Source organism: Sphingomonas sp. IW22 (assembly GCF_041321155.1).
Classification (GTDB): Bacteria; Pseudomonadota; Alphaproteobacteria; order Sphingomonadales; family Sphingomonadaceae; genus Sphingomonas.
The window spans coordinates 285,761-310,861 of sequence record NZ_JBGGWB010000001.1 but is presented as its reverse complement, the minus strand read 5'-3'; the positions used below and the strand labels follow the sequence as shown (position 1 = coordinate 310,861).

22 protein-coding genes and 1 other RNA gene are annotated in these 25,101 nt (G+C 64.5%); 7 read left to right on the top strand and 16 right to left on the bottom strand.

Going from position 1 to position 25,101, the window contains the following annotated elements; genetic code table 11:
• Positions 1-7 precede the first annotated feature (7 nt).
• The 3 genes from proS to ffs all read left to right on the top strand — a co-directional run bounded on the left by proS (position 8) and on the right by ffs (position 2,822).
• The gene (proS, locus tag ACAX61_RS01515) at positions 8-1,540 is read left to right on the top strand and encodes a proline--tRNA ligase (protein WP_370713066.1); all 1,533 of its coding nucleotides are present in this window, start codon (positions 8-10) and stop codon (positions 1,538-1,540) included.
• Between the two features lie 73 nt (positions 1,541-1,613).
• A complete protein-coding gene (locus ACAX61_RS01510) occupies positions 1,614-2,687 on the top strand; it encodes a catalase family protein (protein WP_370713065.1) in 1,074 nt (357 codons plus the stop codon).
• Between the two features lie 37 nt (positions 2,688-2,724).
• Positions 2,725-2,822: signal recognition particle sRNA small type (gene ffs / locus ACAX61_RS01505), an RNA gene on the top strand.
• Between the two features lie 4 nt (positions 2,823-2,826).
• On the opposite strand, the gene ACAX61_RS01500 is transcribed toward ffs, so the two are convergent.
• On the bottom strand, positions 2,827-3,816 hold the full coding sequence (locus ACAX61_RS01500) for a cupin domain-containing protein (RefSeq protein WP_370713064.1): 990 nt from the start codon (positions 3,814-3,816) through the stop codon (positions 2,827-2,829).
• Positions 3,817-3,877: 61 nt separating this feature from the next.
• Positions 3,878-5,200, bottom strand: coding sequence for an MFS transporter (locus ACAX61_RS01495; RefSeq protein ID WP_370713063.1), 1,323 nt, complete (start codon positions 5,198-5,200; stop codon positions 3,878-3,880).
• Positions 5,201-5,319: 119 nt separating this feature from the next.
• On the opposite strand from ACAX61_RS01495, the gene ACAX61_RS01490 reads away from it, so the two are divergent.
• Both ACAX61_RS01490 and ACAX61_RS01485 read left to right on the top strand, forming a co-directional pair.
• Positions 5,320-6,225 carry a cupin domain-containing protein gene (locus ACAX61_RS01490; protein ID WP_370713062.1) on the top strand — a complete coding sequence of 302 codons (906 nt, stop codon included), beginning with the start codon at positions 5,320-5,322 and terminating at the stop codon, positions 6,223-6,225.
• Positions 6,226-6,286: 61 nt separating this feature from the next.
• Positions 6,287-7,297, top strand: coding sequence for an SMP-30/gluconolactonase/LRE family protein (locus tag ACAX61_RS01485; RefSeq protein WP_370713061.1), 1,011 nt, complete (start codon positions 6,287-6,289; stop codon positions 7,295-7,297).
• Between the two features lie 43 nt (positions 7,298-7,340).
• On the opposite strand, the gene ACAX61_RS01480 is transcribed toward ACAX61_RS01485, so the two are convergent.
• From ACAX61_RS01480 to ACAX61_RS01470, 3 genes are read right to left on the bottom strand one after another with little or no spacing between them, the layout of a single operon-like run.
• Complete coding sequence (locus ACAX61_RS01480) at positions 7,341-7,865, bottom strand: gamma carbonic anhydrase family protein (RefSeq protein WP_370713060.1); 525 nt, start codon at positions 7,863-7,865, stop codon at positions 7,341-7,343.
• Entirely contained in the window at positions 7,865-8,176 is a 312-nt protein-coding gene (locus tag ACAX61_RS01475; RefSeq protein ID WP_370713059.1) for a hypothetical protein, read from the bottom strand. The genes ACAX61_RS01480 and ACAX61_RS01475 overlap by 1 nt, the downstream gene beginning before the upstream one ends.
• A gap of 8 nt (positions 8,177-8,184) precedes the next feature.
• The gene (locus tag ACAX61_RS01470; RefSeq protein ID WP_370713058.1) at positions 8,185-10,086 is read right to left on the bottom strand and encodes a pyrroloquinoline quinone-dependent dehydrogenase; all 1,902 of its coding nucleotides are present in this window, start codon (positions 10,084-10,086) and stop codon (positions 8,185-8,187) included.
• A gap of 154 nt (positions 10,087-10,240) precedes the next feature.
• On the opposite strand from ACAX61_RS01470, the gene ACAX61_RS01465 reads away from it, so the two are divergent.
• Both ACAX61_RS01465 and ACAX61_RS01460 read left to right on the top strand, forming a co-directional pair.
• A complete protein-coding gene (locus ACAX61_RS01465) occupies positions 10,241-11,428 on the top strand; it encodes a CaiB/BaiF CoA transferase family protein (protein WP_370713057.1) in 1,188 nt (395 codons plus the stop codon).
• Entirely contained in the window at positions 11,425-12,207 is a 783-nt protein-coding gene (locus ACAX61_RS01460; RefSeq protein ID WP_370713056.1) for an enoyl-CoA hydratase, read from the top strand. The genes ACAX61_RS01465 and ACAX61_RS01460 overlap by 4 nt, the downstream gene beginning before the upstream one ends.
• An 18-nt stretch (positions 12,208-12,225) precedes the next feature.
• Here ACAX61_RS01460 and ACAX61_RS01455 read toward each other — a convergent pair whose 3' ends face one another.
• The 11 genes from ACAX61_RS01455 to ACAX61_RS01405 form a co-directional block, all read right to left on the bottom strand.
• The gene (locus ACAX61_RS01455) at positions 12,226-12,666 is read right to left on the bottom strand and encodes a c-type cytochrome (protein WP_370713055.1); all 441 of its coding nucleotides are present in this window, start codon (positions 12,664-12,666) and stop codon (positions 12,226-12,228) included.
• Complete coding sequence (locus tag ACAX61_RS01450; protein ID WP_370713054.1) at positions 12,663-14,753, bottom strand: BamB-related PQQ repeat family beta-propellar protein; 2,091 nt, start codon at positions 14,751-14,753, stop codon at positions 12,663-12,665. Before ACAX61_RS01450 ends, ACAX61_RS01455 begins: the two co-directional genes overlap by 4 nt.
• A gap of 58 nt (positions 14,754-14,811) precedes the next feature.
• A complete protein-coding gene (locus ACAX61_RS01445) occupies positions 14,812-16,287 on the bottom strand; it encodes an NAD-dependent succinate-semialdehyde dehydrogenase (RefSeq protein ID WP_370713053.1) in 1,476 nt (491 codons plus the stop codon).
• A 13-nt stretch (positions 16,288-16,300) separates the two neighbouring features.
• The gene (locus ACAX61_RS01440; RefSeq protein ID WP_370713052.1) at positions 16,301-17,536 is read right to left on the bottom strand and encodes an iron-containing alcohol dehydrogenase; all 1,236 of its coding nucleotides are present in this window, start codon (positions 17,534-17,536) and stop codon (positions 16,301-16,303) included.
• On the bottom strand, positions 17,533-17,931 hold the full coding sequence (locus ACAX61_RS01435; RefSeq protein WP_370713051.1) for a c-type cytochrome: 399 nt from the start codon (positions 17,929-17,931) through the stop codon (positions 17,533-17,535). The genes ACAX61_RS01440 and ACAX61_RS01435 overlap by 4 nt, the downstream gene beginning before the upstream one ends.
• A 15-nt stretch (positions 17,932-17,946) precedes the next feature.
• Entirely contained in the window at positions 17,947-19,725 is a 1,779-nt protein-coding gene (locus tag ACAX61_RS01430) for a GMC family oxidoreductase (protein WP_370713050.1), read from the bottom strand.
• Positions 19,725-20,516 (bottom strand): gluconate 2-dehydrogenase subunit 3 family protein, encoded by a 792-nt coding sequence (locus tag ACAX61_RS01425; protein ID WP_370713049.1) that lies wholly within the window; start codon positions 20,514-20,516, stop codon positions 19,725-19,727. Before ACAX61_RS01425 ends, ACAX61_RS01430 begins: the two co-directional genes overlap by 1 nt.
• Complete coding sequence (locus ACAX61_RS01420; RefSeq protein ID WP_370713048.1) at positions 20,513-21,829, bottom strand: MFS transporter; 1,317 nt, start codon at positions 21,827-21,829, stop codon at positions 20,513-20,515. Before ACAX61_RS01420 ends, ACAX61_RS01425 begins: the two co-directional genes overlap by 4 nt.
• Positions 21,826-23,157 (bottom strand): amidohydrolase family protein, encoded by a 1,332-nt coding sequence (locus ACAX61_RS01415; protein ID WP_370713047.1) that lies wholly within the window; start codon positions 23,155-23,157, stop codon positions 21,826-21,828. Before ACAX61_RS01415 ends, ACAX61_RS01420 begins: the two co-directional genes overlap by 4 nt.
• Before the next feature lie 156 nt (positions 23,158-23,313).
• The gene (locus ACAX61_RS01410; protein WP_370713046.1) at positions 23,314-24,066 is read right to left on the bottom strand and encodes a GntR family transcriptional regulator; all 753 of its coding nucleotides are present in this window, start codon (positions 24,064-24,066) and stop codon (positions 23,314-23,316) included.
• A 283-nt stretch (positions 24,067-24,349) separates the two neighbouring features.
• Positions 24,350-24,982: a PilZ domain-containing protein gene (locus ACAX61_RS01405; RefSeq protein WP_370713045.1), complete on the bottom strand. Its 633-nt coding sequence runs from the start codon at positions 24,980-24,982 to the stop codon at positions 24,350-24,352.
• Positions 24,983-25,101: the final 119 nt, after the last annotated feature.

The following is a 25,101-nucleotide window of genomic DNA, read 5'->3' as shown; positions in this document are numbered from 1 at the left end:
CGCTTCCATGATCAAGCACGCCCTTCCCGTCACGCGCGCCGAGGATTTCGCGCGCTGGTACCAGACCGTCATCGCGGAAGCCGACATGGCCGAGGAATCGGGCGTGCGCGGCTGCATGGTCATCCGGCCATGGGGCTATGGCATCTGGGAACGCATGCAGCGCCTGCTGGACGATCGCATCAAGGCGACGGGGCATGAAAACTGCTATTTCCCGCTGTTCATCCCGCTTTCCTACTTCGAGAAGGAAGCCGAGCACGTGGACGGCTTTGCCAAGGAAATGGCGGTCGTTACCCACCACCGCCTGATCCAGAAGGACGGGCGGCTGATCCCCGATCCGGAAGCGAAGCTGGAGGAGCCGCTGGTCGTGCGGCCCACGTCGGAAACGGTGATCGGCGCGGCGTTCAGCCGGTGGGTCCAGTCGTGGCGCGACCTGCCCGTGCTGATCAATCAATGGGCGAATGTCGTCCGTTGGGAAATGCGGACGCGCATGTTCCTGCGTACCGCCGAGTTTCTGTGGCAGGAGGGGCATACCGCCCATGCCACCGAGGCAGAGGCCCGCGAGCATACGATGCGGATGCTGGAGGTGTACCGCGCCTTTGCCGAGGATTGCGCAGCCATTCCCGTGATCGCGGGCGAAAAGCCGGAGAATGAGCGCTTCCCCGGCGCGGTCGCGACCTATTCCATCGAAGCGATGATGCAGGACGGCAAGGCGTTGCAGGCAGGCACCAGCCATTTCCTGGGCACCACCTTCTCCGCGGCGCAGAATATCCGCTTCCAGAACGCCGCAGGTGAGCTGGAACTGGCGCAGACGACCAGTTGGGGCGTGTCGACCCGCATGATCGGCGGCCTGATCATGGTGCATGGCGACGACGACGGCCTTCGCGTGCCGCCGCGTGTCGCGCCGTGGCAGATCGTCATCATTCCCATGCTGCGCGATGGGCCTGAGGACGAAGCGGTGATGGATTACGCCCGTGCGCTGGCATCGGAGCTGAACGGTCAGACCGCGCTGGGCGAACCAATCCGCGCCATGGTTGACGGCCGCGCGCAAAAGGCGGGCAACAAGCGCTGGGGCTGGGTCAAGAAGGGCGCGCCCGTGATCGTCGAGGTCGGCCCGCGCGATGTCGCGAACGGCAATGTCGCCGTCATCCGCCGCGACCGGCTGTATCAGGAAAGCGGCAAGCTCGACACCGCCTTCACCCCACGCAACGCCTTTGTCGATCAGGCAGCGGCGCTGCTGACCGAGATCCAGGGCTCGCTGCATGTCGAGGCGCGGGCGCGGCTGGACGCGGGCATTCGCCGCGACGTGACCGACTTTGCCGGGCTGGAGGCGCATTTCGCTGAGAGCGAACGCTATCCCGGCTGGGTCGAGGTCGAATGGGCCAAGCCGACCGGCGCCGGACTGGATCAGGTCGTAGAGCGATTGAAGGCGTTGAAGCTGACGATCCGCAACGTGCCGGGCAGCGCGGCCCCGGCTACCGGGCCATGCATTTTTACGGGTGAACCGGCGGTCGAGCGTATTCTGGTCGCTCGCGCCTATTGATCCGGGCCGGGCGCAAGCGGAACCGGGCGGGGCGGCAGGGATTGTCGCCCCGACCCGTTTTCAGGAGCGTCCGATGCCCGATTTTGTCCGCTACGCCCCCGACCTCGAGTCGGCTCAGCCCGACGAGCGCGAGACGATCGAGGGGCTGAAGGCGCAATTCGGGAAGATCATCGACACGACGCTGGCCGATTATGGTCGCGGCGTACGCGCGGTCCATGCCAAGGCGCATGGGATTGCGCGCGGCACGCTGACCATCCTCGGCGACCTGCCGCCCGAACTGGCGCAGGGGTTGTTCGCGCATGGCGGGCGGTATGAAGCGATGCTGCGCTTCTCGACCAACCCCGGCGACATATTGGACGATGCGATCGCGTTGCCGCGCGGGTTGGCGCTGAAGGTGCTGGGCGTCGAGGGGGAGCGGCTGCCGGGCAGCGAGCGCGATACGACGCAGGATTTCGTAATGGTCAATGCGCCCGCCTTCATCGCGAAGGATGCGGCGCAATTTCTGGGCAATCTGAAGTTGCTGGCCAAAACCACCGACCGGGCCGAAGGCGGCAAGAAGCTGCTCTCCGCCACGCTGCGCGGGGTAGAGGCGGGGCTGGAGGCCGTCGGTCTGGAAAGCGCGACGCTGAAGTCGATGGGCGGCGCGCCGCAGGTGCATCCGCTGGGGCAGACCTATTTCAGCCAGACCGCGTTCCGCTATGGCGATCGTGTCGCCAAGTTTCAGATCCGCCCCGTTGCGCCTGCTCTGCTCGCGCTGCACGACGCGCATGTCGATACGAAGGGGCGGCCCGACGCGATCCGCGAGGATGTCGACGCTGCGTTGTCGCGGCACGGCGGCACATGGGAGTTGCGTGTTCAGCTCTGCACCGATGTGGCGGCGATGCCGGTCGAGGACGCGACCGTCGAATGGGATCAGGGGGCCAGCCCCTATCGCACCGTGGCCTTGATCGATGTGCCGGCTCAGCCCGGATGGGACACCGAACGGCAGGCGTTGGACGAGGCGCTGGCCTTCTCCCCATGGCACGGGCTGGCCGCGCATCAGCCGCTGGGCAACATCAATCGCGCGCGGCGGGAGAGTTATCGCTATTCCGCCGATCGGCGGCGCGGGGCCAATGGTTGCCCTCTGCATGAACCGCTTCCCGATTGAACGACTTGCCAGCGGGCGCATTGTTCGCCATATGGCCCACGGGAGTCGGGCGGACGTAACTGTCGCCAACCCGGTCAGGTCCGGAAGGAAGCAGCCGTAACGACCTCGTTGCGGGTCGTTCCGGCTCCCACCCCCGCTCTTATTGTCGGCCCTGCGATTCCTGCGTGTAGACGTGCCCGCCGCGCGGGTAGGGGTTGATGGCGACGCGCGTGCCCCATTGCCCGACGGGCCCGCCAAAGCTGGCGCGGTGCCAATGGCCCTGCGGTGCAGAGATCACGTCCCCGGCGGCGGCGGTGAAGACCGGCTGGCCTTCCACCTGCAGGGTGATATTGCCCTCCATCACGAACCAGAATTCGTCATAGCCGACATGGAAATGGCCCAGCACCGACGGCGGCGGCGTGGGCGTGGCGCGACCACGGATGTTGTTCACGAACATATGCTGGTCGGCGATAAAGGCGCCGGGACGGGCATCGGCCGCGATCACGTCCTTGAAATAATCCAGATAGGGTTGATGCTTGTCGTCAAAGCCACCGGGGCCGCCGGTCACGATCCGCTGCTCATACTCCCACCCATTCACCTTGGCGGGCGGCTGGGGGGTGCTGTCCACCGGATAGAGCGGCATGTCGCTGGCCTGGTTCAACTGGAAATAAAGCGCCGGTGCGGCGCCGGTGCTTTCGAGGGTGAAGGGCACCCGTAGCGGCACGTTGATCTCGAACCCCTTGCGCGCGGTAAAGGGTTCCTGCCCCTCCATGGTGACGCGCAATTCGCCGTCCCACACGATGATCGCGGTGCGATTGTCGGAATAGGCCAGCCGCTGCGTCTTGCCGCCGGGGGCAAGCTGATGCCAGTCGGCGACCAGATCCTTGTTGCGGATCACCGGCTGCGTCCAGTTCGCCTTGCCCTTGTGCAGCGCCAGCACGTCGGACAGCTTCCACCAGGGGCGGTTGGGTTCGCGCCACGGCGTATAGGGCGTCTTCTTGGGCGTCCATGCCACCAGCGGGGGCGGCGGCGTGTATTTCGGCCGGGACTCGGTCGCGGGGGGCGCGCTCTGTGCGGTGGCGGCCTGTAGCGCGACCGACGACAGCAGCGCGATCGCGCATGATGCGGTCCATAGGCGGATGATATTCATGTAACCCCTCCTTCTTGTCTGTGTAAGCAATCGCCGGGTCGGACCGGCGACCGCCCCTTGGTCACGGCGCGATGGCGACGATTTCCGGGTCGAGCAATTCAGGCTCACCCGCCGGTTCGATCAGCTTGCGCGGGTCGACCACGGCCCAGGCAAGCGTGCCGACCAGCACGATCGCGGCCCCGGTGCCGAATGCCGCCACCCAGCCATATTGCGCCGCGATCCACGGCGTCAGCGACGATGTGATCGCCCCGCCAATCTGGCATCCTGCATTCATCAGACCCGACACCACGCCCGAATGGCGTCCGGCAATGTCCGCCGTCACCGACCAGAATCCGCTTTGCGAAAGATAGATGGCCCCGCCGCCCAGCGCGAGCGTCAGCACCGCCAGCGGCGCATTGTCGACGCGCGACCCGACCAGCAGGAAAATCCCTGTCAGCACGAACGCCACCATCGCAAGGCCCGAGCGCCCGGCATACAGGCCGTAACGCTTGGCGATGGCGTCGTTCAGCACCCCGCCGCCCAGGCAGCCCAGTGTCATCGCCAGGAACGGCGCCATGCCGAAGACCGCGCTGGATTTCAGATCCAGTCCCCGCGCTTCGGCCAGATAGATGAAGAACCAGCTGAAATAGATCCAGATGACATAACCGAAGGCGAAGTAGCTGAGGAACAGGCCCCAGACGCTGCGGCTGGACAGGATCGCACCCCAGGGGATGGCAACCTTTTCAGCGGTGGGGGCAGGGGGCAGGCCCGCTTCGATATGCGCCAGCTCGCCCGCATCGACGCGCGAATGATCCTGTGGCCGGTCGCGCGACACGACGTACCAAATGGCCGCGACGATCAGGCCGATGGCGGCACACACGTAAAAGGATGCGCGCCACCCGGCAAAGGCGATGACGGCGGTGATCAGCGGCGGCGTCAGTCCGGATCCGGCGCCGACGCCGGCAAAGATCAGGCCATTGGCCTTGCCGCGTTCCCCGGCGGGCACCCAGCGCGAAATGAACTGGTTGCTGGACGGATAGACCGCAGCCTCACCAATGCCGAGTGCAAAGCGAACCACCGCCAGCATCAGGATGGCATAGCGCCCCTCCGGCGGGACCAGCGCAGTCGCGATGCTGAAAATGCCCCACCAGACCAGCGCCCATGTCAGCAGCTTTCGCGGGCCATATCGCGCAGCCAGCCACCCGGCAGGCACCTGAAACACCGCATAGCCGATCAGGAACGCGCTGAAGACCCAGCCCAGCTGGATCTGGTCGATGCCATATTCCTGGCGCATCTGCACGCCGGCGACCGAGATGTTGGTGCGGTCCAGAAAAGCAACCGCACTGATGACGAACAACAGGAATACCAGTTGTACGCGTACCCTCGATCGTCCGTTTCGTGCCATCGGCCTCTCCCTCATTTTCGCCGTTCGTGCCGCGAAATATCCTATATGATTCCTGTCTAGGCGCGATATAACCGCCCGTAAAGACCGGTCTGATCCGGCAGGCGAAAAGGGAGAGGGTGGTGAATTGGACCACGATGATGACGGCCGCGATGGCGACGCTGGCGCTTGCGGCGGCGTCCGGGCCCGTTCGCGCACAGACGCTGGCGCAGCGGATCGGGCATACAGATCCCGCCAAGATGCGCGAGTTGTCGGATGTTCACGCCGGCGCCGGCAAGATGCGTTTCGGGCCGCTGCTGGGTGCCGATGCGCTCAGCACAAACCTGATCTTCGTCCATCGCGGCGTGATCATGCCTAAAAGCGGGATCGGCCAGCATTATCATAATCAGTGCGAAGAGATGTTCGTTATTCTGGATGGCGAAGCCGAATTCACGATCGACGGTCGTACGTCGCGCGTAAAGGGACCGGCTGGCGCGCCCAACGTCACCGGCCACGCTCACGCCATCTACAACCCGACCGACCGACCGATCGAATGGCTGAACATCAATGTCGGGCTGACCAAATCCTACGACAATTTCGATCTGGGCGATTCGCGTGAAGATGTGGCGCTCGATCCGATTCCCCAGTTCATGACGATGCGGCTGGATCGCGCCCTGCTCAAACCCGTGGGCGATAAGGACGGCGGCACGGGCGAGGTGATGTACCGCCGCATGCTGCAACCAACGGTGTTCGATACGCCCTGGAGCTATGTCGACCACCTGATGATGCCACCCGGCACCAGCCTGGGCGAAATCAGGCAGCCGTTGATGAGCGAGGTGTATTACGTCGTCGGTGGCGAAGGCGAAGTGACCGTGGCGGGGGAGCAGGTTCGCATCGGCAAGGGCGATGCCGTGCCCGTCGACATCAATCAGGCGCGTTCGCTGCGAGCGACGGGATCGGCACCACTGGAACTGATGGTCGTCGGCATTGCCAAGGATCTGGCGGCCAAGGCCGAATATGTGGCGGCAACGTCGCCGCGCCGTAATTGACGGGATTTCTCGCCGGGATCTTGGCCCCGTCAGACAACATCGTGTGTATTGGGGAGGAAATATGAAGGCATTCGGCTTTGCCGCGACGGCGATCGTCGCGGTGGTCACCGGGACCGCGATGGCGGGGCAGCAACAGGCCCCTGCCGCCGCGCCGCGCATCGAACGACTGGATCCGGCGTTCGACACGTTGCTCGATAGCAATGCCAAGGTGGAGGAACTGGCCAGCGGCTTCAGCTTTACCGAGGGTCCGTTGTGGCATCAGGGGCGCTTGTGGTTTTCGGACGTGACCGGGGACAAGCTGCGCACGGTCGATGCCAATGGGCGTGCCACCGTCGTGCTGGAGAATGCGGGCGGTTTGCCCAATCCGCCAGCGGGCGCCAATATCGGTCCCAATGGATTGGCGGTTGCCAGGGGTGGCGACATCTTGATGGCTCAGATGGGTGCGCGGCGGATCGTGCGACGTGGCGCGAACGGTACGCTCACTCCCGTGGTCGCCGACTATCAGGGCAAGCGACTGAACAGCCCGAACGATCTGGTCGTGGGTTCCGACGGCACGATCTGGTTCACCGATCCGCCATTCGGCCTGTTCAACGGCATGGACAAGGACCCGGCAAAGCAATTGCCCTACAACGCCGTGTTCCGTTACGCGAACGGCACGTTGACTCCGGTCATCACCGATCTGCCGTTGCCCAACGGCATTGCCCTGTCACCTGATGGACGCACCTTGTACGTCAGCAACTATGGCGCACCGGGCACCATTTATGCCTATTCCATCGGTGCCGATGGCTCTCTCTCCGGCAAGCGGACGGTCTTCGATTTTCCGAAGGATGGCCCCGGCGGCGCCGACGGGATGAAGGTCGACAGCCGCGGCAATATCTGGGCGACGGGCCCGGACGGCGTGTGGATCGTTTCGCCACAGGGCAAGGCGCTGGGCCGCATACGCATGGGGGTACAGACCGCCAATCTGGCGTTCGGCAACGACGGGCGCACGCTGTACATCACCGCGTCAAAGGGTGTGTACCGGGTAAAGACCAAGGTTGCGGGGCTGTTGCCGAACAATGCCGTCCGCTGAATGACGACAGCGCCCCTTTCCACGTTGGAAAGGGGCGCTTGGTTCAGTCGACGCGCTTGAGTTCGGCCTTGAAATGGGCCTGCCGCGAGGCATAGCCCGCTGCTGACGCCTTGAGCGCGGCCATCGCTTCCGGCGACAATTCGCGCACCACCTTGGCCGGTGCGCCGACGATCAGGCTGCCGGGCGGAAAGCTTTTCCCCTCCGTCACCAGTGCGCCCGCGCCGATCAGGCAATCGTCGCCAATCACCGCATTGTTCAGCACCGTGGCGCCCATGCCCACCAGCACCCGGTTGCCGATGGTGCAGCCGTGCAGGATCGCATGATGGCCAATGGTGCAATCTTCCCCGACGCTCAGCGGCACACCGGGGTCAGAATGCAGCATGCAGCCTTCCTGCACATTGGTCCGATCGCCCAGCGTAATGGGGGTGTTGTCGGCACGGATCACCGCGCCGAACCATATCCCCACCTGTGCGCCCAGATGCACATCGCCGATCAGGTCGGCCGAGGGCGCGACCCAGCTGCTATCGGGCACCTGCGGCTGGCAGCCGTCAATCGCATAAAGCGGCATCAGGGCTGCGCCGCCGCGTCGCCACCGGCTGCCGCCAAATTAGCCGCGAGATACTCGACCATGATCTTCTGCTCATCGGGTTCCAGTTCGGCGCCGCGATCGATCATCGACTGAACCGTCGCCGCCCAGGCGCCGGGGGTCTTTCGAACCGAGGTGACCTGAGCGGTGGAATGGCAAAAACCACAGCGTTCGTTGATCAGGTCCAGACCGGGGCCGGGCGGCGGCGCGGCCGCCTGTTGGCCGGCGACCGCAGTGCCAAGGCCACCGACGACAACGAAAAGGATCGGGAACGCAAGTTTACTGAACGACATACGGCACCTCATGGCAGGGCATAGACGACAACTTCATCGGCGGTGGCGGGCTGGAAAGCAAACCCGCCCGTGGCCACCACGCCGACCGCCTGGCGCCCGTTCTTCATCTCAAAGGTCATCGGCGTGCCATAGTTGGATGCGGGCAGGCGGTCCTTCCACAACAATTTGCCGGTTTTGGTGTCAAAGGCGCGGATCATCGAATCGCGCGTGGCGCCAATGAAGGTCACGCCGCTTGCGGTCGTGATCGGCCCGCCTGCGCTGATCCCGCCCGCATCCTTGAGCGCAGGGTCCTCATTATCGCCCAGCACGGAGCGCCAGGCCACGTCACCGGTGTTGACGTTGACCGCGACCAGTTCGCCCCATGGCGGCTTGCTGCACGGATTGCCGGTTTCAGGATCAAGGAAATAGGCATAGCCGGACTTCAGGCCCCAGCTGCCGTCGGGCTGCTGCGCCATCTGTTGCGGGCTGGCCAGATTGTTGATGTTGACGACGTACAATCCGCTCTTGGGGTCGAACGAACCGCCGCCCCAGTCGATGCCGCCAAAGCTGCCCGGAAAGAACGCCACCGACGAATCGGCACGCAGCGGTTGGAACATCTTGCTGCCGACGACCTTCATGTCGGCCACGATCTTGTCGCAGGTCGCGCGAAGGGCGGGGGGGCCTTCCACCATTTCGTCCATGTTGAACGCCAGTCGGCTGAGCGGCGCGGGCTTGGACGGCATGGGTTGGGTCGGCCAGGGCTGTTCGCCCGGCACGTCGGTGTCGGTGGGAACCGGCACTTCCTTTACGTCGTAAAGCGGTTCGCCGGTGACTCGGTCGAGGATGAACATGATCGCGGTCTTGTTCATCACCGCGATGGCGGGAATCGTCTTGCCGTCCCGCTGCACGTCGATCAGCGTCGCGGCGGGCAGGTCCACGTCCCAGATATCGTGGTGGATCGTCTGGAAATGCCACAAATATTTGCCCGTCGCCGCTTCGACCGCGACGATTGAATTGCCGTACAGGTTCTTGCCCTTGCGATCGCCGCCCCAGCGATCGAAGGTCGGCGTGCCGACCGGCAAGTAGGCGATGCCGCGCTTGTCATCGACGACGACGAAGGTCCAGACGTTGGTGCCCGAACGCCCCTTCCAGCTTTCACCCTCCCACGTGCCGAAATTGGCTTCGCCCGGCTGGGGAATGGTGTGGAAGGTCCAGACGAGCTTGCCCGTCACCGCATCCCATGCGCGCACATCGCCTGCCGCGCCCTTGACCGGCATTTCCTGAACGCGCGAACCGGTGATGATCAGGTTTTTGTAGATGGCGGGCGGGCTGCTCATGCCCAGCGGCGCGCGGGTGCCGTTCATTACCTCCGGCGTCTTCATGTTGACGATGCCCGCTTCGCCGAAACCCGCGGCGGGCTGGCCGGTCTTGGCGTCCAGCGCATAGAGCTTGCCCGTGCGCGTGCCGAATACGATGCGCGGGCCGACCTTCACATCGCCGGGCCAGTAAGCGACGCCTCGCGTCGATGCCTGGTCGTTGCCGAGAAAGGTGAAGGCCCAGCGTTCCTTGCCGGTCGCCGCGTCCAGCGCCACGACGCGCTTGTACGGCGTGGACAGATACATGGTGCCGTCGACCACCAGCGGCGTTGCCTCGGACGCGGAGAATCCGGTCTTGTAGCGTTCGGGCACGCCATCGGGCATGTCAACCGCCGCCGCGGCGGCGCCGGGGGGGCGCATATGATAGGACCACAGCTTTTTCAGCTTGCCGACATTGGCCGGCGTGATCTGTTCGAGGGGGGAATGCCGGGCGTGGCTTTCATCCCGGCCATAGCTGGCCCAGTCGCCACGCTGCTGTGCGAGGGCCGGAACGGCGACGGCGGGCAGTGCTGCCGCCATCATAAGGCCGCGTATCAGGTTGCTGGAGCGTCGCATCGGGCGCATTGTCAAACATCTCTCCTATCGTCCGCCTTAACGGGGTTTCGCCCCGAACCGGCAAATCGCGTTGCGCCGGACGATAGACCGGCTATAAATCATATACAATATGATCCATCGGCTATGCCGAGATCGAATTTCAGGAGGGGTGCTCATGTCAAATCTGCCGCTCGCGGGCCTGCGCGTGCTCGATATCTCGCAAGTCATGGCGGGACCGTTCTGTTGCATGCTGCTGGGCGACATGGGCGCCGACGTCATCAAGATCGAACCGCCAAAGACGGGCGACTCGACGCGCCATTCAATGGGCTTTCGCCTGAAGGGTGAGGATAGCCCCGGCTTCCTGGCGCTGAACCGCAACAAGCGCAGCATCACCTTGAATCTCAAGGACGATGCGGATCGCGAAGTGCTGTATGCGCTGGTCAAGACCGCTGACATTCTGGTCGAAAACGCCCGTCCCGGCGTGGCGGCGCGGCTGGGCATCGATTACGATACGCTGGCCGCGATCAATCCGCGGCTGGTCTATGCCAGCATTTCCGGCTTCGGCCAGACAGGGCCGTGGGCGCAGCGCCCTGGCTTCGACCTGATCGCGCAGGCGATGTCGGGCATTCTCAGCTCCAACGGTTTTCCGGGCATGGAACCGGCGAAGAATTCGATCGCGGTAGCCGATCTGGGCGCGGGCCTGTTCAGCGCCTATGCGATCCTCAGCGCGATTATCGGGCGCCAGACCAGCGGCAAGGGCCAGTATATCGACGCGTCGCTGCTGGAAGCGGCGATGGGCCTGTCGATCTGGGAAACCACCGAATTGTGGGGCACGGGCAAGGCGCCTACGCCGATCGGATCGGCCAATCGCATGTCAGCCCCGTATCAGGCGGTGAAGGCATCCGACGGCTGGTTCGTGATCGGTGCCGCGAATCAGGGGCTGTGGCTGACCTTCCTGAATGTGATCGGGCGACCGGAGTTGCAGGAGGACGAGCGTTATTCGACCAACGCCGCGCGCGTGCATAACCGCCAGGTGCTGATCGACGATCTGGCGCCGACCTTTGCCACGCGTACCAAGCAGGAATGGATCGACGCGCTGCTGGCTGCTGGCGTGCCTGCCGCGCCCATTCTCGATTATGGCGAAGCGGTGGAAAGCGAACAGGCGATCGCGCGCGACATGGTTCAGATGGTGCCGCACCCGGTCGAAGGTGAGTTCAAGGCGCTGGGCTTCCCCGTAAAGATGCGCGGCACGCCGCAGGAAGTGCGCCTGCCGCCGCCGCTGCTGAACGAACATGGCGACGAACTGCGCGCCGAACTGGTCGAGAAGGGTCTGCTGGCCCCGCGCGATGAGGCGGCGGAATGAGCGGCCCCAGCATTGACGTCACCCGCGACGGCCCCGCCGCGCATGTCCGCTTCAACAACCCGGCCGCGCACAACGCGCTGACCAGCCAGATGTGGCTGGACCTGCGCGACGCGGCGCGTGGCTTTGCCGCCGACCCGTCGATCCGGGTCGTCACCTTTCGCGGGGTGGGCGGCAAGGCGTTTATTTCAGGGACCGACATCTCGAAATTCGCCGATTACACGACCGGCCAACAGGGCGTCGATTATGAGCGCGGCATTGATGAGTGCATGGCGGCGGTCGACGCCATTCCCTGCACCACCATTGCGGCAGTCGAAGGATGGGCCGTGGGCGGGGGCATCAACATTGCCTCCGCCTGCGACTTCCGAATTGCCACGCCGGACGCCAAGTTCGGCTCGCCGATCGGTCGCACGATCGGCAACTGCCTGTCGGCGGCCAGCGTCGCGCGGGTGGGCGGCGCCGTCGGCGTTCAGTTCGCAAAGCGCATGGTGTTGCTGGGCGAAATGCTGACGGCTGACCAGTTGCTGGCCAGCGGTTTTCTGCTCAAGCTGGTGGAGCGTGATGCGATGGACGCCGAACTGGCGGCGCTTTGCGCCAGGGCGGCGGAAAATGCGCCGCTGACCACACGCACGACCAAGGAAACGATCCGGCGCATGACCTTCGACGATCTGCCCCAGATCGAGGCGCTGATCTCTCAGGTCTATGGCAGCGCCGATTTCCAGCGCGGCGTCGCCGACTTCCTCGCGAAGACCAAGCGGGTTCCCGACTGGCAGGGGCGCTGATGCAACGGGCCGGGGGCGTCAGCCCTCCGGCTTTTGCGTAGTGATCCGCATATTCTGCATCCAAGCCGCATTGGGCGGCAGCGCCAGTTCGCCGGCAGGCATGCCGTTCGCTTCGAAGATATAGGCCTCGATATCGGCCACCGTGCGCCCGCCCAAGCTACCCGGCGCGTTCAGCGGCATGGTCTGCTGGATACGTTCGTGCAGGTCGCCCGCCGAGGTGCCGCCCCAGGTGTTCAGGAAAGGCCCGCCCACCAGCGCAGGCGCCACGTCTATGCCCGCCAGGGTTTCACCATGGCACGCGGCACATTGCATGGCATAGGCTTCGCGCCCACGCGCCGCCTGTTCCTTGGTATAGACGCCCGACCAGACGTTGGTGGCCGGTTGCTGCGCCAACACCGCGCCCGCCAGACAGACCGTCGAAACGGCAAGTGCCAGTGTCGATCCGCGTACTGCCATCATGCTGCTCCCGGTAGGCGGAACGCGATCAGTTCCGCGCTGTAATTGCCGCCGCCGACGGCCACGACGATATATTGGCGGCCACCCAGCATATAGGTCATGGGCGCCCCCGTCTGCGGCGCGGGCATGTAGACGGCGCCCTTTTCCTCACCGCTCGCCTTGTCATAGGCGCGCAGCATCGCGCCGCGCACGCCATATTCGTTGGTGTAGAAGCCTGCTTCGCCGCACACCACCAGCGTCTTGGTGGCCAGCGGACCCAGATTGCCCGCGCGGCCGGTGCGCGGAATCTTCTTGCCCTTCAGCAACGGGTGGTTGCGGACATTGTCGGGCGTTTCGCCATGCGCGATCTGCCAGCGATGCTCGCCCTTTGACAGGTCGATCGCGGTGATGCGGCCATAAGGCGGCTTGATCAGCGGCAGGCCCTGTACCGACAGGAATCCGGGCGGCGGCGTTGCGCCCGGCTTCATCGCGTCGCGGATGGCGGCTGGGGGCGGGCCGGGGGGCATGCCGGGGCGGTCCGCGCCCATCGCCCGCTGCGGCCCCGGTTCGCGGCCATGCACGCCGTGAACGTGCGGGAATTCGGACACATCCTGATTGCTGTTGGGAATGATGCCGATCAGCCCCGGCTGCGTCTTTGAATAGACGAAGACGGTGTGCGTTTCCGGATCATAGCATCCGCCGGGCCAATTGGTGCCGCCCTGAATACCGGGCAGGGTGATCGTGCCCCAGCGACCCGGCTTGCTCAGCACGGGCGGGGTGTAAAGCGGGCCAATCTTGTACTGCTTGACCAGCTCGATCGCCTCCGCCCGCAATTCGGGGGTGAAGTCGATCAGGTCGTCGATGGTCACGCCCTGCACGTCATAGGCGGGCGGCTTGGACGGAAAGGGCTGGGTCGGCGAATACCATTCGCCCGGCACGTCGCCCGCCTCCACCGGCTTTTCCTCGATCGGCCAGATCGGCTCGCCCGTGGCGCGGTCGAGGACATAAAGCCAGCATTGCTTGGTCGGCTGGGCCAGCGCCTTGACGATTTTGCCGTCGACCGGAATGTCGCACAGGATCGGCGCGCACGGAATGTCGCGGTCCCACAAACCGTGATGGACAAGCTGGTAATGCCAGCGCCGCTCACCCGTTTCGACGTCCAGCGCGACCAGCGATTCCCCGAACAGCGCGTTGCCGCGCCGGAACATGCCCATTTCGTCGCCGGTGGGCAGCTCTACGGGCACATAAACGAGACCCAGTTCCTCGTCCGCCGACATTTCGGCCCAGACGCCCGCGTTGCCCGCTTCGTCGGCATCGCCGTTCAGCCAGGTGTCGTAACCGAACTCACCCTTTTGCGGGATGGTGTGGAAGATCCATTTGCGTTTGCCGGTGCGGACGTCGAACCCGCGGACATAGCCCTTCACATTGCGGCGGATCGGCGGCACGTCGCCCGCACTGTGCGCTGCGCCAACGACCACTGTATCGCGTGCGACCATGGGCGTGGCGTGCAGCCCGACATCGGCGGTTTCAGGGTCAAGTTCCTGATCGAAGTCGCGCTTCAGATCGACGACGCCGTTCGTGCCGAACGACGGGTCGGGCCGTCCGGTGGCGGCGTCGAGGGACACGAGCTGATAGCCGATGGTCACGAACAGGATGCGTTCCTGCTTGCCGTCGGTCCAGTATGAACAGCCATGGCCTGACAGCTGACGCGGCGAGTTGAGCGCCCGCTGCCCTTCGTCCAGGCGGTACATCCACAGCAATTCGCCCGTGGCCGCGTCGATACACACGCAGTCGCGCCGCGACCCCGCGGTCAGGAACAGGCGGCCCTTGATCAACAAGGGGGTGGGTTCGAACTGATATTCCTTGCGCGGGCCAAGTATGTCGGTCTTGAACGTCCACGCCACCATCAGGTCGCTGAAGTTTTCGCCATTGATCTGATCGAGGGGCGCATAGCGGGTGTTCGCCTGATCGGCGGCATAATGCCGCCATTTGGTATCCTCGCCCCCCAGCGGGACCTTTGCCGCAAATGCCCTGCGGACAGGCGCAAGCCCCGCCGTCGCGATTGCCGCCGCGGACCCGCACAGGAGCCTGCGCCGCGTTAGATCGCCCATATTCTTACCCTCTCCCAAACCGGCGCGGCCGTTTTTCGGCTCTGCGCCCCTCCTGTCGCTACCAGCTGACAGCGATGTATTTCGCCTCGCAATATTCCAGCAGCCCGTGGTGCGAGCCTTCGCGGCCCAGGCCGCTCTGCTTCATGCCGCCGAACGGCGCGGCGGCGTCCGACACCAGCCCGCGATTGACCGCGACCATGCCGCATTCGATCCGCTCGGCCAGTTGCAAGCCGCGCTTCAGGTCGCCGGTATAGACATAGGCGGCAAGGCCATATTCGGTGGCGTTGGCCAGTTCGACCGCCTGCTCCACATCGTCGAACGGAATGACCGCTGCGACCGGCCCGAACACTTCGGTTGCCAGGATTTCCGAACCGGGCTGTACATTGCCGATCACCGACGGCGGATAGAAGAAGCCGGGCCGGTCCATCGTCTTGCCGCCAAGCTTGATCTCCGCGCCGCGCCCCACGGCGTCCGCCACCAGCCGCTCGATCTTGTCGATCGAATCCTGATTGATCATCGCGCCGCACTGGGTCGCGGCATCGGTGCCGTCACCCACGGTCAGCGCGCCCATGCGTTCGCACAGCTTTGCAACAAAGGCGTCGTGGATGCCGCGCTGGACATAGAAGCGGTTGGCGGCGGTGCAGGCTTCACCGGCGTTGCGCATCTTGGCGACCATCGCGCCCTCGATCGCCTCATCCAGATCGGCGTCGTCGAGGACGAGGAACGGAGCGTTGCCACCCAGTTCCATCGAGGAACTGATCACCTGATCCGCCGCTTCGCACAGCAGGATGCGGCCAACCTCAGTCGATCCGGTGAACGACAATTTCCGCACGCGCGGATCATGCAGCATGGCGCTGCAAACCGGGCCGGGGTCGCTGGTGTTGATGACGTTGACGACGCCCGCCGGCACGCCCGCGCGGCGCATGATCTCTGCCACGGCCAGCGCAGTCAGCGGCGTTTCCTCCGCCGGTTTCAGGATGCAGGTGCAGCCCGCCGCGAGTGCAGGCGCGATCTTGCGGGTGGCCATCGCGGCCGGGAAGTTCCACGGCGTGATCAGCAGCGCGATGCCGATCGGCTGGTACTGAACCATGATCTTGTTCGCGCCCGATGGCGACAGGCCCAGTTCGCCGTTGATGCGGACCGCTTCCTCTGCATACCAGCGAAAGAACTCGGCGGCATAGGCGACTTCGCCCCGCGCATCGGTCAGCGCCTTGCCGTTTTCCAGCGAGATCAGGTGCGCCAGCCATTCCTGCTCGGCCATCATCGCGTGGAAGCAGGCGAGCAGGATTTCCGCGCGCTTGCGCGGCGCGGTCGCGGCCCATGCGGCGGCGGCGCCATGCGCGGCATCGACGGCGGCGATCCCTTCCTCCACGCCCGCATCGGCGATGTCGGTCAGCACATCGCCCGACCCGGGATTGACGACATCGATCCGCTTGCCGGAGGCGGATGGCATCCAGCGGTCGCCGACCAGAAGATCGGTGGGAATCGCAAAGGGTCCCGGCTGTCCGGCCGGTTGAAAGCTGTTGGCGGTCATGGTCGTGCCCCGGTCAGATGGCGGTGAGTTGCTGGCGTTCGCCCGAATAGGCGGCGTGGGTAATGGCCCGCATCGCGTCGAGGTCGAGCGGGCGGGGGTTGTTCTTGATCAGTCGCGCCGATTTCAGTGAATGTTCGGCGACATATTCCTGCTGATCCTCAGCCAAACCAAGCTCGGCAAGCGAGGCTGGGATGCGGATCGCCGCCATCAGATCGGCCACGGCTTCGATAAAGGCCTGGGAGCGTTCTTCCACGCTGCCATCGGGCAGGCCGATCAGCGTCGCAAGCTCGGCAAACGCTTCTGCACAAGCAGGGCGGTTATACTGCATGACAAACGGCATCAGTGCGGCGACGCCTGCGCCGTGCGCGGTGTGGGTCAGGTTGCCGATGGGATATTGCAGCGCATGGGCCGCGGCGGTTCCCGCCGTGCCAAAGGCGCAACCCGCCGTCAGGGAGGCGAGCATCACGCCCTCCCGCGCTTCCATGTCGCTGCCGTCACGCCATGCCCGCTCCAGATATTTGAACAGGTTGGCGACGGCCAGCTTGGCAAAATGATCCGACAGTACGTTCTTGCCAATGAACACATGTTCCTCGGTCAGCATCGCGTCGGCCGGACGGCGCGCCGTCGTGAAGGATTCGATCGCGTGGGTCAGCGCATCGGCGCCGGAAACTGCCGTCAGTCCGGGCGGGCAGCTTGCAGTCAGTTCGGGATCGCAGATCGCGACCTGTGGGATCAGATAGGGGCTGGCGATACCGATCTTGGTGCCGCGCGATTCGTCTGAAATCACCGCGACCGGCGTCACTTCCGATCCCGTTCCGGCGGTCGTCGGCACCGCGATCAGCGGTAGCACGGGACCGGGCACCGCGAATTCACCGTAATAGTCGCTGACCTGTCCCCCGTGCGTCAGCAGCACGGCCGCCACCTTGGCCAGGTCCATCGCACTGCCACCGCCGACGGCGATCACGACATCGGGTGCAAAGTCGCGCGCGGGTGCAACGCATGCGTCGATCGCCGAGATCGGCAGGTCGGGGATCACCCCGTCGAAGACCTGCGTTTCGACGCCATGCGCCTGAAGGTCGGCCAGGATGGCCGCAAATTCAGGCTGGGCGGCCTGCCGCTCGTCAGTGACGAGCAGCGCGCGCCGACCGACACGGGCGCTGGTTGATCCGATCGCGCCGCGCTGCCCACGGCCAAACAGGATCGCACGCGGCAGCCGCGCCGCGCCGAAAAGAATGGGGTTTTCGCTCACTTGCTGTCCGCTGTCTTGAGATAGGCGATCACATTCGCCTGATCCTGGGGGTTGGAAATCGGCGGGGCCATCATCTTGGTGCCTGGCACGACCTTTGACGGGCCGGCGATGAAGCGCGCGATGGTCGCCTCATCCCAGGTCAGGCCGGACTTGGTCATCGCGGGCGAGTAGCGATAACCCGCCAGCGTACCGGCCTTGCGCCCGACGACGCCTGCGAGGCTGGGGCCGATGCCCTTTTTGCCCGGCGTCAGCGAATGGCACGCGGCACAACGGGCAAAGGTTGCCTTTCCCTTGGCCGCGTCGCCCGGGGGCGGGGCCGGGGGGGCGGCGAATGCCGCCACAGCGCCCATGCTTGCGATCAAAAGGCCGGTTCCGGCAATCCAGCTTCGAACCATGATAATCTCCACTCGTTACACGAGGCGCCCTGGGCGCTTCAGATACTTGTTCACGATCGCGTCGGCCGCCCAGAAGGCGAGCGCGCCGACCGGCCCGGTGGGGTTGCGCGCCGCGTTCTGGGGCAGCGCACTGGCGCCGAGCACGAACACGTTGGGCACATCCCAGGACTGGCAGTATTTGTTGACGGCACTGGTGCGCGGATCGTTCCCGAATACCGCGCCGCCGGTATTGTGAGAGGTCTGGTACGGCACCGATGAGAACCGCCGGCCCGCCATCGCCCGGCCGGGGGAGGCGACGGCCGGACGCTTTCCGCTGATTTCACCCGCGATCTGCTGGCACCGGGCAAAGGTCGCAGCCATCACCTTCTGCTCATTTTCCTGCCAGTCGAATGTCAGGCGAAGCAGCGGCCGCCCCCATGCGTCGCGATAGGTCGGGTCGAGGTCCAGATAATTCTGGCGGTACGACATTACCGCGCCCTGAAAGCCGACGCCCATCGTGTGTTGATAGGTTTCGGCCATCGCCTTCTTCCATCCCGCGCCCCAGCGCGGCTTGCCGGGCGATGTGGGGTGATAGGTCAGCGGGTCGCCGCTGTTCTGGCCCGCGCTGATCCCGGCGCCGCCGATGAAACCGGCCTTGGCGAAATCGAAATTGTCGCTGGCGAAATCATCGATCCAGGTTCCGAGCGCGCCCGAACCCATGAACGGGTTCATATAGGTATCACGATCAATCTCGACCCGCGCGCCGCCCAGGCTCTGATAGGCATAGTTGCGCCCGACCACGCCGCTGTTGGTCTTTGGATCATAAGGGGTGCCGATGCCCGAATGCAGCATCAACTGCACATTGCCGGTTACGAACGCGCCGAGGATCACCAGATCGGCGGGCTGTTCGAACTCACGCCCGCGCGCATCGGCGTACGTGACGCCGGTGGCGCGTTTGCCGGTGCTGTCCAGATTGACCTTCAGCACCATCGCATTGGTGCGAAGCTCGAAGTCCTTGTTGGCGCGCGCCAGCGGCATCATCGTGAAATGCGGGCTGGCCTTGGCATTCGCCTCGCACCCGTAATTGGTGCAGTGGCCGCAATAATGGCACTGGCCCAACGCGATGCCGTCCGGGTTGACGTAATTGTCCGAACAATTGGATGCGGGAATGGGGAAGGGATTATAGCCCAGCCGCTTCGTCGCCGCCTCGAACATGAGCATGCTCTGCGACGGCGTCATCGGCGGCAGCGGATATTCGCTGCTGCGCGGTGCCTCGAACGGATTGCCGCCCTTCTGGATGCGGCCGCGCAGATTGCCGGCCTTGCCCGACACGCCGCAAACCTTTTCGAACCGGTCGTAATAAGGCTCGATGTCCTTATAGCTGATCGGCCAGTCCTGAAGGTTCATGTCCTCCGGGACCATCGACTTGCCATATTTCTCGACCGTGCCGGAGAGCATGCGATGCTCCCACTCGCCCCAGCGCCACGTCAGGCCGGACCAGTGCGCCCCCGAACCGCCCAAGCCCGATCCCGGGATGAAGAAGCCATATTGGCGCATCGGCAGCGCCGTCTGGCTCATGTCGTTGCGGAAGGTAATCGTTTCTTTCGACAGGTCCTGCGCCAGTTCCAGGCGCCGTGAATATTTCAGCGCGTCATGCGATTGCGGCGCCAGGAAATCAGGGCTCGTGTCCTGAAACTTGCCACGTTCCAGCATCACGACCTTAAGGCCGGTGGGTGCGAGTTCCTTGGCCGCGATGCCACCGGTCCAGCCGGAACCGACGATCACGACGTCGACGGGGGGGAGGCGGGTAGCCATCAGCTCATATCCTGAATCGAGAGCGGTTCCTCCACGCGGAACGGCTTGTTTCGCCATTCGGCGATCTTGTCGGAATACATCTCGCCCACGCCCGGATAGCCCAGCAGCTTCCACGACGCCTTACCGCGGTTGCCGCCATAGACCGGGTCGGAGAAGAAGCCGTCCATCGTCAGCTGGAACAGCATGTTGAAGAAGACCGACGTCGGGACCTCTTTCAATTCGATCTTGCCGGCTTCCAGCTGTGTGACGACGTCGACGCGCACGGCGTCTTCGATCGTATCGAAACTGTTATCCTCATGCGCCTTGCGGACCCAGGCGTTCACATCGGCAATCCCGACCCGGACGATATCGGCGGGTGACAGCGCCAGTTGATAACCCTGCTCGGGCGTGCCTTCGCGAAACGGACCCTGCATGTACATGTTGTTGCCGCGGCCCCAGCCCGAATAGAGCTGGCGATCGATAAAGGCCGCGACACCCAGGTCCGTGCCCTTCGCCGAAAACTCGTCCGCCGGGATCAGCGTGTCGACGAACGCCTCGATGAAGGAGGCTTCGTCGGAGTCGAGGAAGATATAACCTGCCGGCGGTGCCACACCCGTCGGCGCCGGGGCAGCATGTGCCGACATGTCATGACCCGACGGCGGGGAAGGGGGAGCGGGAACCGGCGCAGCGCCCGGCTGTGGCACCGGATCGGTTTGCTGCGCCACGACGGCGCCCGGTACCGCTGCCGCGCCCACACCCAGGCCTGCGAGTTTCAGCAGGGTGCGCCGGTCAGTGGTTGTCCGCTCACTCATACCGGAACACTTTCATTTTCCACATGAAGGGGCCGTGAAGCATCGATGCGAAAGAACAGCGCCGCTGCGATCAGGCACAGCACCGCGAGCACCGCGAACGCCGCGAACCAGCCGCTTGCCGCGACGATATAGCCGGTGACTGCCGCCGCGATCGCCGCGCCGATATTGCCCAACGTATTCATCACGGCCGATACCGAGCCGGCATATTCGCCGCCAATGTCCAGCGTCACGGCCCAGGAAACCCCGACCGTCAGTTCCAGCCCGAACAGCGCCACACAGAAGCACAGGATGCTGGGCACCGGGTCAGCCAGCGCGGCCGCCAACGGGATCATCCCCGCTGCAATCAGGAAACCCACGATCGCCACCAGCCGACGGCCCATTTTCAGCCCGGCACCGCGCTTGACCATCCGGTCCGAAAACCATCCGCCCGCAAGATCGCCCAACACACCGGCCATCAACGGCATGCTTGCAAACAGGCCCATCATGGCGATGTCGAAACCGCGCGCGTCGTGCAGATATTTGGGAAACCAGGTCAGGAAGATGTTGATGCAGTAAGCGTAGCAGAAATACATCGCCGACAGCGTCCACAGCTGAGGCTGCGACAGCAAGACCCGCCATGGCACCTTGGCGCGCGCGCGACCGGCGCCAAGCGACCCTTCGATCATCTCCAGTTCGGCTGCATTGACCGAACGATGCTCGCGCGGGGTGTCGCGGTAGAACCAGAACCACAGCGCCGCCCAGCCAAGGCCGACCACCGCGAACAACATGAACGGCATGCGCCAGCCGAACGCGACAATCAGCCACGCAACGAACACCGGCGTCACAGCGCCGCCCAGCCGGGCACCGGCGTGGGTCAGCCCCTGTGCCCAACCGCGTTCGGACGGCAGCATCCACCGCGACAGGGACCGGGTGGCGATCGGGAACGCGCCGGCTTCGCCCATGCCGAACAGGAATCGGCAGACCATCATCGAACCGGCGGACCAGGTCATCGCCGTGGCCGCAGTAAAACTCGACCACCAAAGCACCACGCCGCTCAGCGCCCGGCGCGGGCCGAACCGATCGCCGAGCCAGCCGCCCGGAATCTGGAACAGGGCGTAGGCGATCTGGAACGAGGCGAAGATCCACCCCATCGTCACCAGCGAGAAGCCGAACTCCTGCTGGATCGACGGCGCGGCGGTCGCGATGACCACCCGGTCCATATAGGTGATCAGATAAGCGAGAACCGTCAGCCACAGGACGGTATGCCGCGTCCGGGTTGGCCGGGTGCCAGCCCGCCTGACGGTCGCTTCCGGGGAAAGGGCGCGATCGCTCATTTCGGAGCGGGACCGCACGCATCGGGAGCGCGGCCGACACAGGTCTGCCAGATCGTCGGCATCTTGCGGCCGGCGACATAGACGGTGTTGATCGACCGCGTGTTGCGGATGTCGGCGGTCGGGTCGCGATCAAGGACCAGCAGGTCGGCCCATTTGCCCGCCTCAACCGTGCCGATATCGCGCGCGTTCAGGAACTTGGCATTGGTGCCGGTCGCAGCGGTAAGCGCCTGAAGCGGCGTGACGCCCGACTTGACCATCAGCTCAAGTTCCCAATGCGCGAAATAGCCCGGGAAGCGCGCGGTCGGGCCGCTGTCGGTACCCATGCCATATTTGACGCCCGCCTTGGCCATGGCGCCGAAATTGGCCATCGCCTGCGCCAGAACGCCGGGATATTTCGCGAAGTGCGGACCGGAGGCGAGGCGCTGTTGCCGCTCCGGGCTTTTCAGCGCCGCAATGGTGGCGGGCGCAACCCCACGCGAGAAAAAGGGATCATCGACGAACGGCAGCAGCTTGTAGGTGAAGGACGCCTCACGGCTGAGTGTCGATGCAATTTGCCAGACGTCGCCCGCCTTCATCTTTGTCGCAAGCGCCGGGTTCAGGGCCCCGTCGCGCACCTGATGCATGAACCCGTCGACACCCTGATCCACCAGCGCGGCGGCGTTCTCCTGGTAGAAGATATGCGCAACGGCCTTTTTGCCGACAGAATGCGCGGTATCGATCGCTGCCTTGCTGATCGAATAGGGCATGCGTTCGGCGATGTCGCCGAACTCGTCGTCCATCCACAGCTTTACGAAGTCGTCACCCTTGGCCACTTCGCGGCGGACCATTGCCTGCGTCTCCGCCGGGGTCGAAACCTGCTGGTCCAAACCGGGGACACCACCATAGCTGCCCTTGTAGACGACGCCGCGACCGGCGGTGAACGCGCGGGCCATATCGATCCGCCCTGTCCGGCGCTGATCCGCAATGACGTTGTGAATTTCGTCGCCATCGGTGCCGAGCGTGTAAACGGAAGTCACGCCGTAAGCCGCGTACAGCTTTAGCTGCTGCTCGATATTCTGGCGGTCGTAATATTCGGTGTAATTTTGGTCGATGCCGTCCACCAGGCCAAGGTGAACGTGCGAATCGATGATGCCGGGCATCAGATATTTGCCCCGAAGATCCTGTCGGGTGGCGCCATTGGGCGCCCGGACACGAGCAGCGGGACCAACCTGCTTGATGCGACCATCGACGATCAGCACCGATTGATCACGTTGCGGCGCCTTTCCAGTGCCGTCGATCAACGTGACGTGTTCCAGAACGACCGTTTCCGCATGCGCGGTTGCACCCATCGGCGCGAGCGCTAACATCGACACCATTGGCGCCGCGAAACCCAAAATGGGCCGACCAAATCCCCGCATCGCCCTCTCCGGCTTTTTCCTATCCTATATGATTTGGGTAAGCGGCTCGCGTCGGGCTGTCAAGCGAAGTTCAGTTGGGAAAACCGGTCAGGCCGAAGCCTGACCGCCGGTGGAAAGGACGCGGTCCATACGCTGTTGCGATGCTTCCAGGTGGACGCGAACGGCATTCGCCGCCGCTTCGCCGTCGCGGGCGACAAGTGCGTCGATGATCGCGCGATGCTCCGCTGCCGCCTCGGTCGGCGCGTTGGTGCTGTAGAGCGCGCGGAAGATGTGAAGATGCGCGTGCAGTCGCTCGATCGTGTCGGCGATCAACCGGTTGCCGCTCAACGTCGCGATCAGGCGGTGCAGCCGGTCATCGGCCTCTGCAAAACGGGAATAGGCGCTCGCGTCGCCAGCCACGATATTCGACATGTCATGGTCGATGGCCTTCAGCACCTCAACCGAATCGACCGTCATCGCTTCAGCCGCGCGCGCCGCGGCATAGGGTTCGATCAGTTGGCGCAGCGTATAAAGGTCGCGGACCTCGTCACGCGACATCTGGGGGCTTGCCCGATAGCCGACATTCGGCATTTTGAAGACGAGTTTTTCCGCCTCCAACTGGCTCAACGCCTCGCGAATCGGCGTTTGGGAAATGTTCAGCCGCCGGGCCACCTGATCGATGGCGATCCGTTCACCCGGTGCGATCTGAAGCGTCATAAGGGCGGTCAGCAGATGGTCATAGGCCTGCTGCACCATGGTCGGCGCCGCAGCCGGGCGGGCACTGCGCGAGCGCGGGGCCACGCCGTCGGCAAGCGTCGGCGTTGCGCCATATCCCTGCCGCATGTTCATGTCGTTTCGCATCGCGCCATTCTATAGGATAGAATCCGCAGGCGCAAAGTGTGTGCGTTACTGCACCAAAATGGGTGGCGTTAAATCAGGCGGGGCAGGCGACGGCAGGGGCGGTGAATATCGGGATGGAGCGCGCAGGCGCAGCGCGGCGCGCGGCGGCGCGACTGGAGAAGCCCGTCGCATAGGCGATCGCGCGCCCGTCCGCGGCATGCAATGTCCACCGCCATGTACGGACCGCGCTGGACGGATCGAGATCTTTTGCAAGATTGATGTACACGGTGCCCTCAAGGCCCTGTCAGGTGTGAATTCGTGGTGCCGTCGGTTCGCTGGCCCAGCGGCCGGGCGCGCGCATCACGCTGGCCTGCTCAAAATGCTCAAGGCACAATGGGTCGACCAGCTGGATGCCCGCACGGCTGCCCTCAGACCAGCGGATTTCGCCGACGCCGCGATATTCGCCGGCTTCGATATGCACCATCTGACCGGGGCGCAAGCGGCCCACCGTCTCGACCAGCATGCCGCCGATCGAGACATTGCGGATGATCGCGCGGCGAACGGCGTTACGAAAATGCAGGACCGCCGGGCGGCTGACCGCGATGCGGCGGGGGCGGGCACGCTCAACGCGGACCGATTGGGCGATCAGGTTATGGGGAAGCGCTTCGACAAGGCTGAAACCGTTCAGCGCGTCGCGCGTCCATTGCACGCGCCCCGCGACCTTGGTCCCATCTTCGAAATTGACCACGACCGACGCGCCGGTTTCCAGCTTTACCGTGCATCGCCCCGCCAGGCCACGACGCGAGATATTGCAGAGGACCAGCGGATAGGTCCGACCTTCATAGTCGATGGTCAACACCCGCGTCGACTGAGCGAAGCGGCGTTCCCGCCGATGTTCAGGCAATTCGTCGTTCAGCTTGCGGACGTCGATCATCATCACCCCTCATCATGCTGTATCAGCAATCTGTGGGGGTGATGATGACCGCGCTGTGCTTATCAGGTCCGAAACGAACGGGGCCGTAATTTTTCGTTCACATGAGGTCCCTTACGGGATTT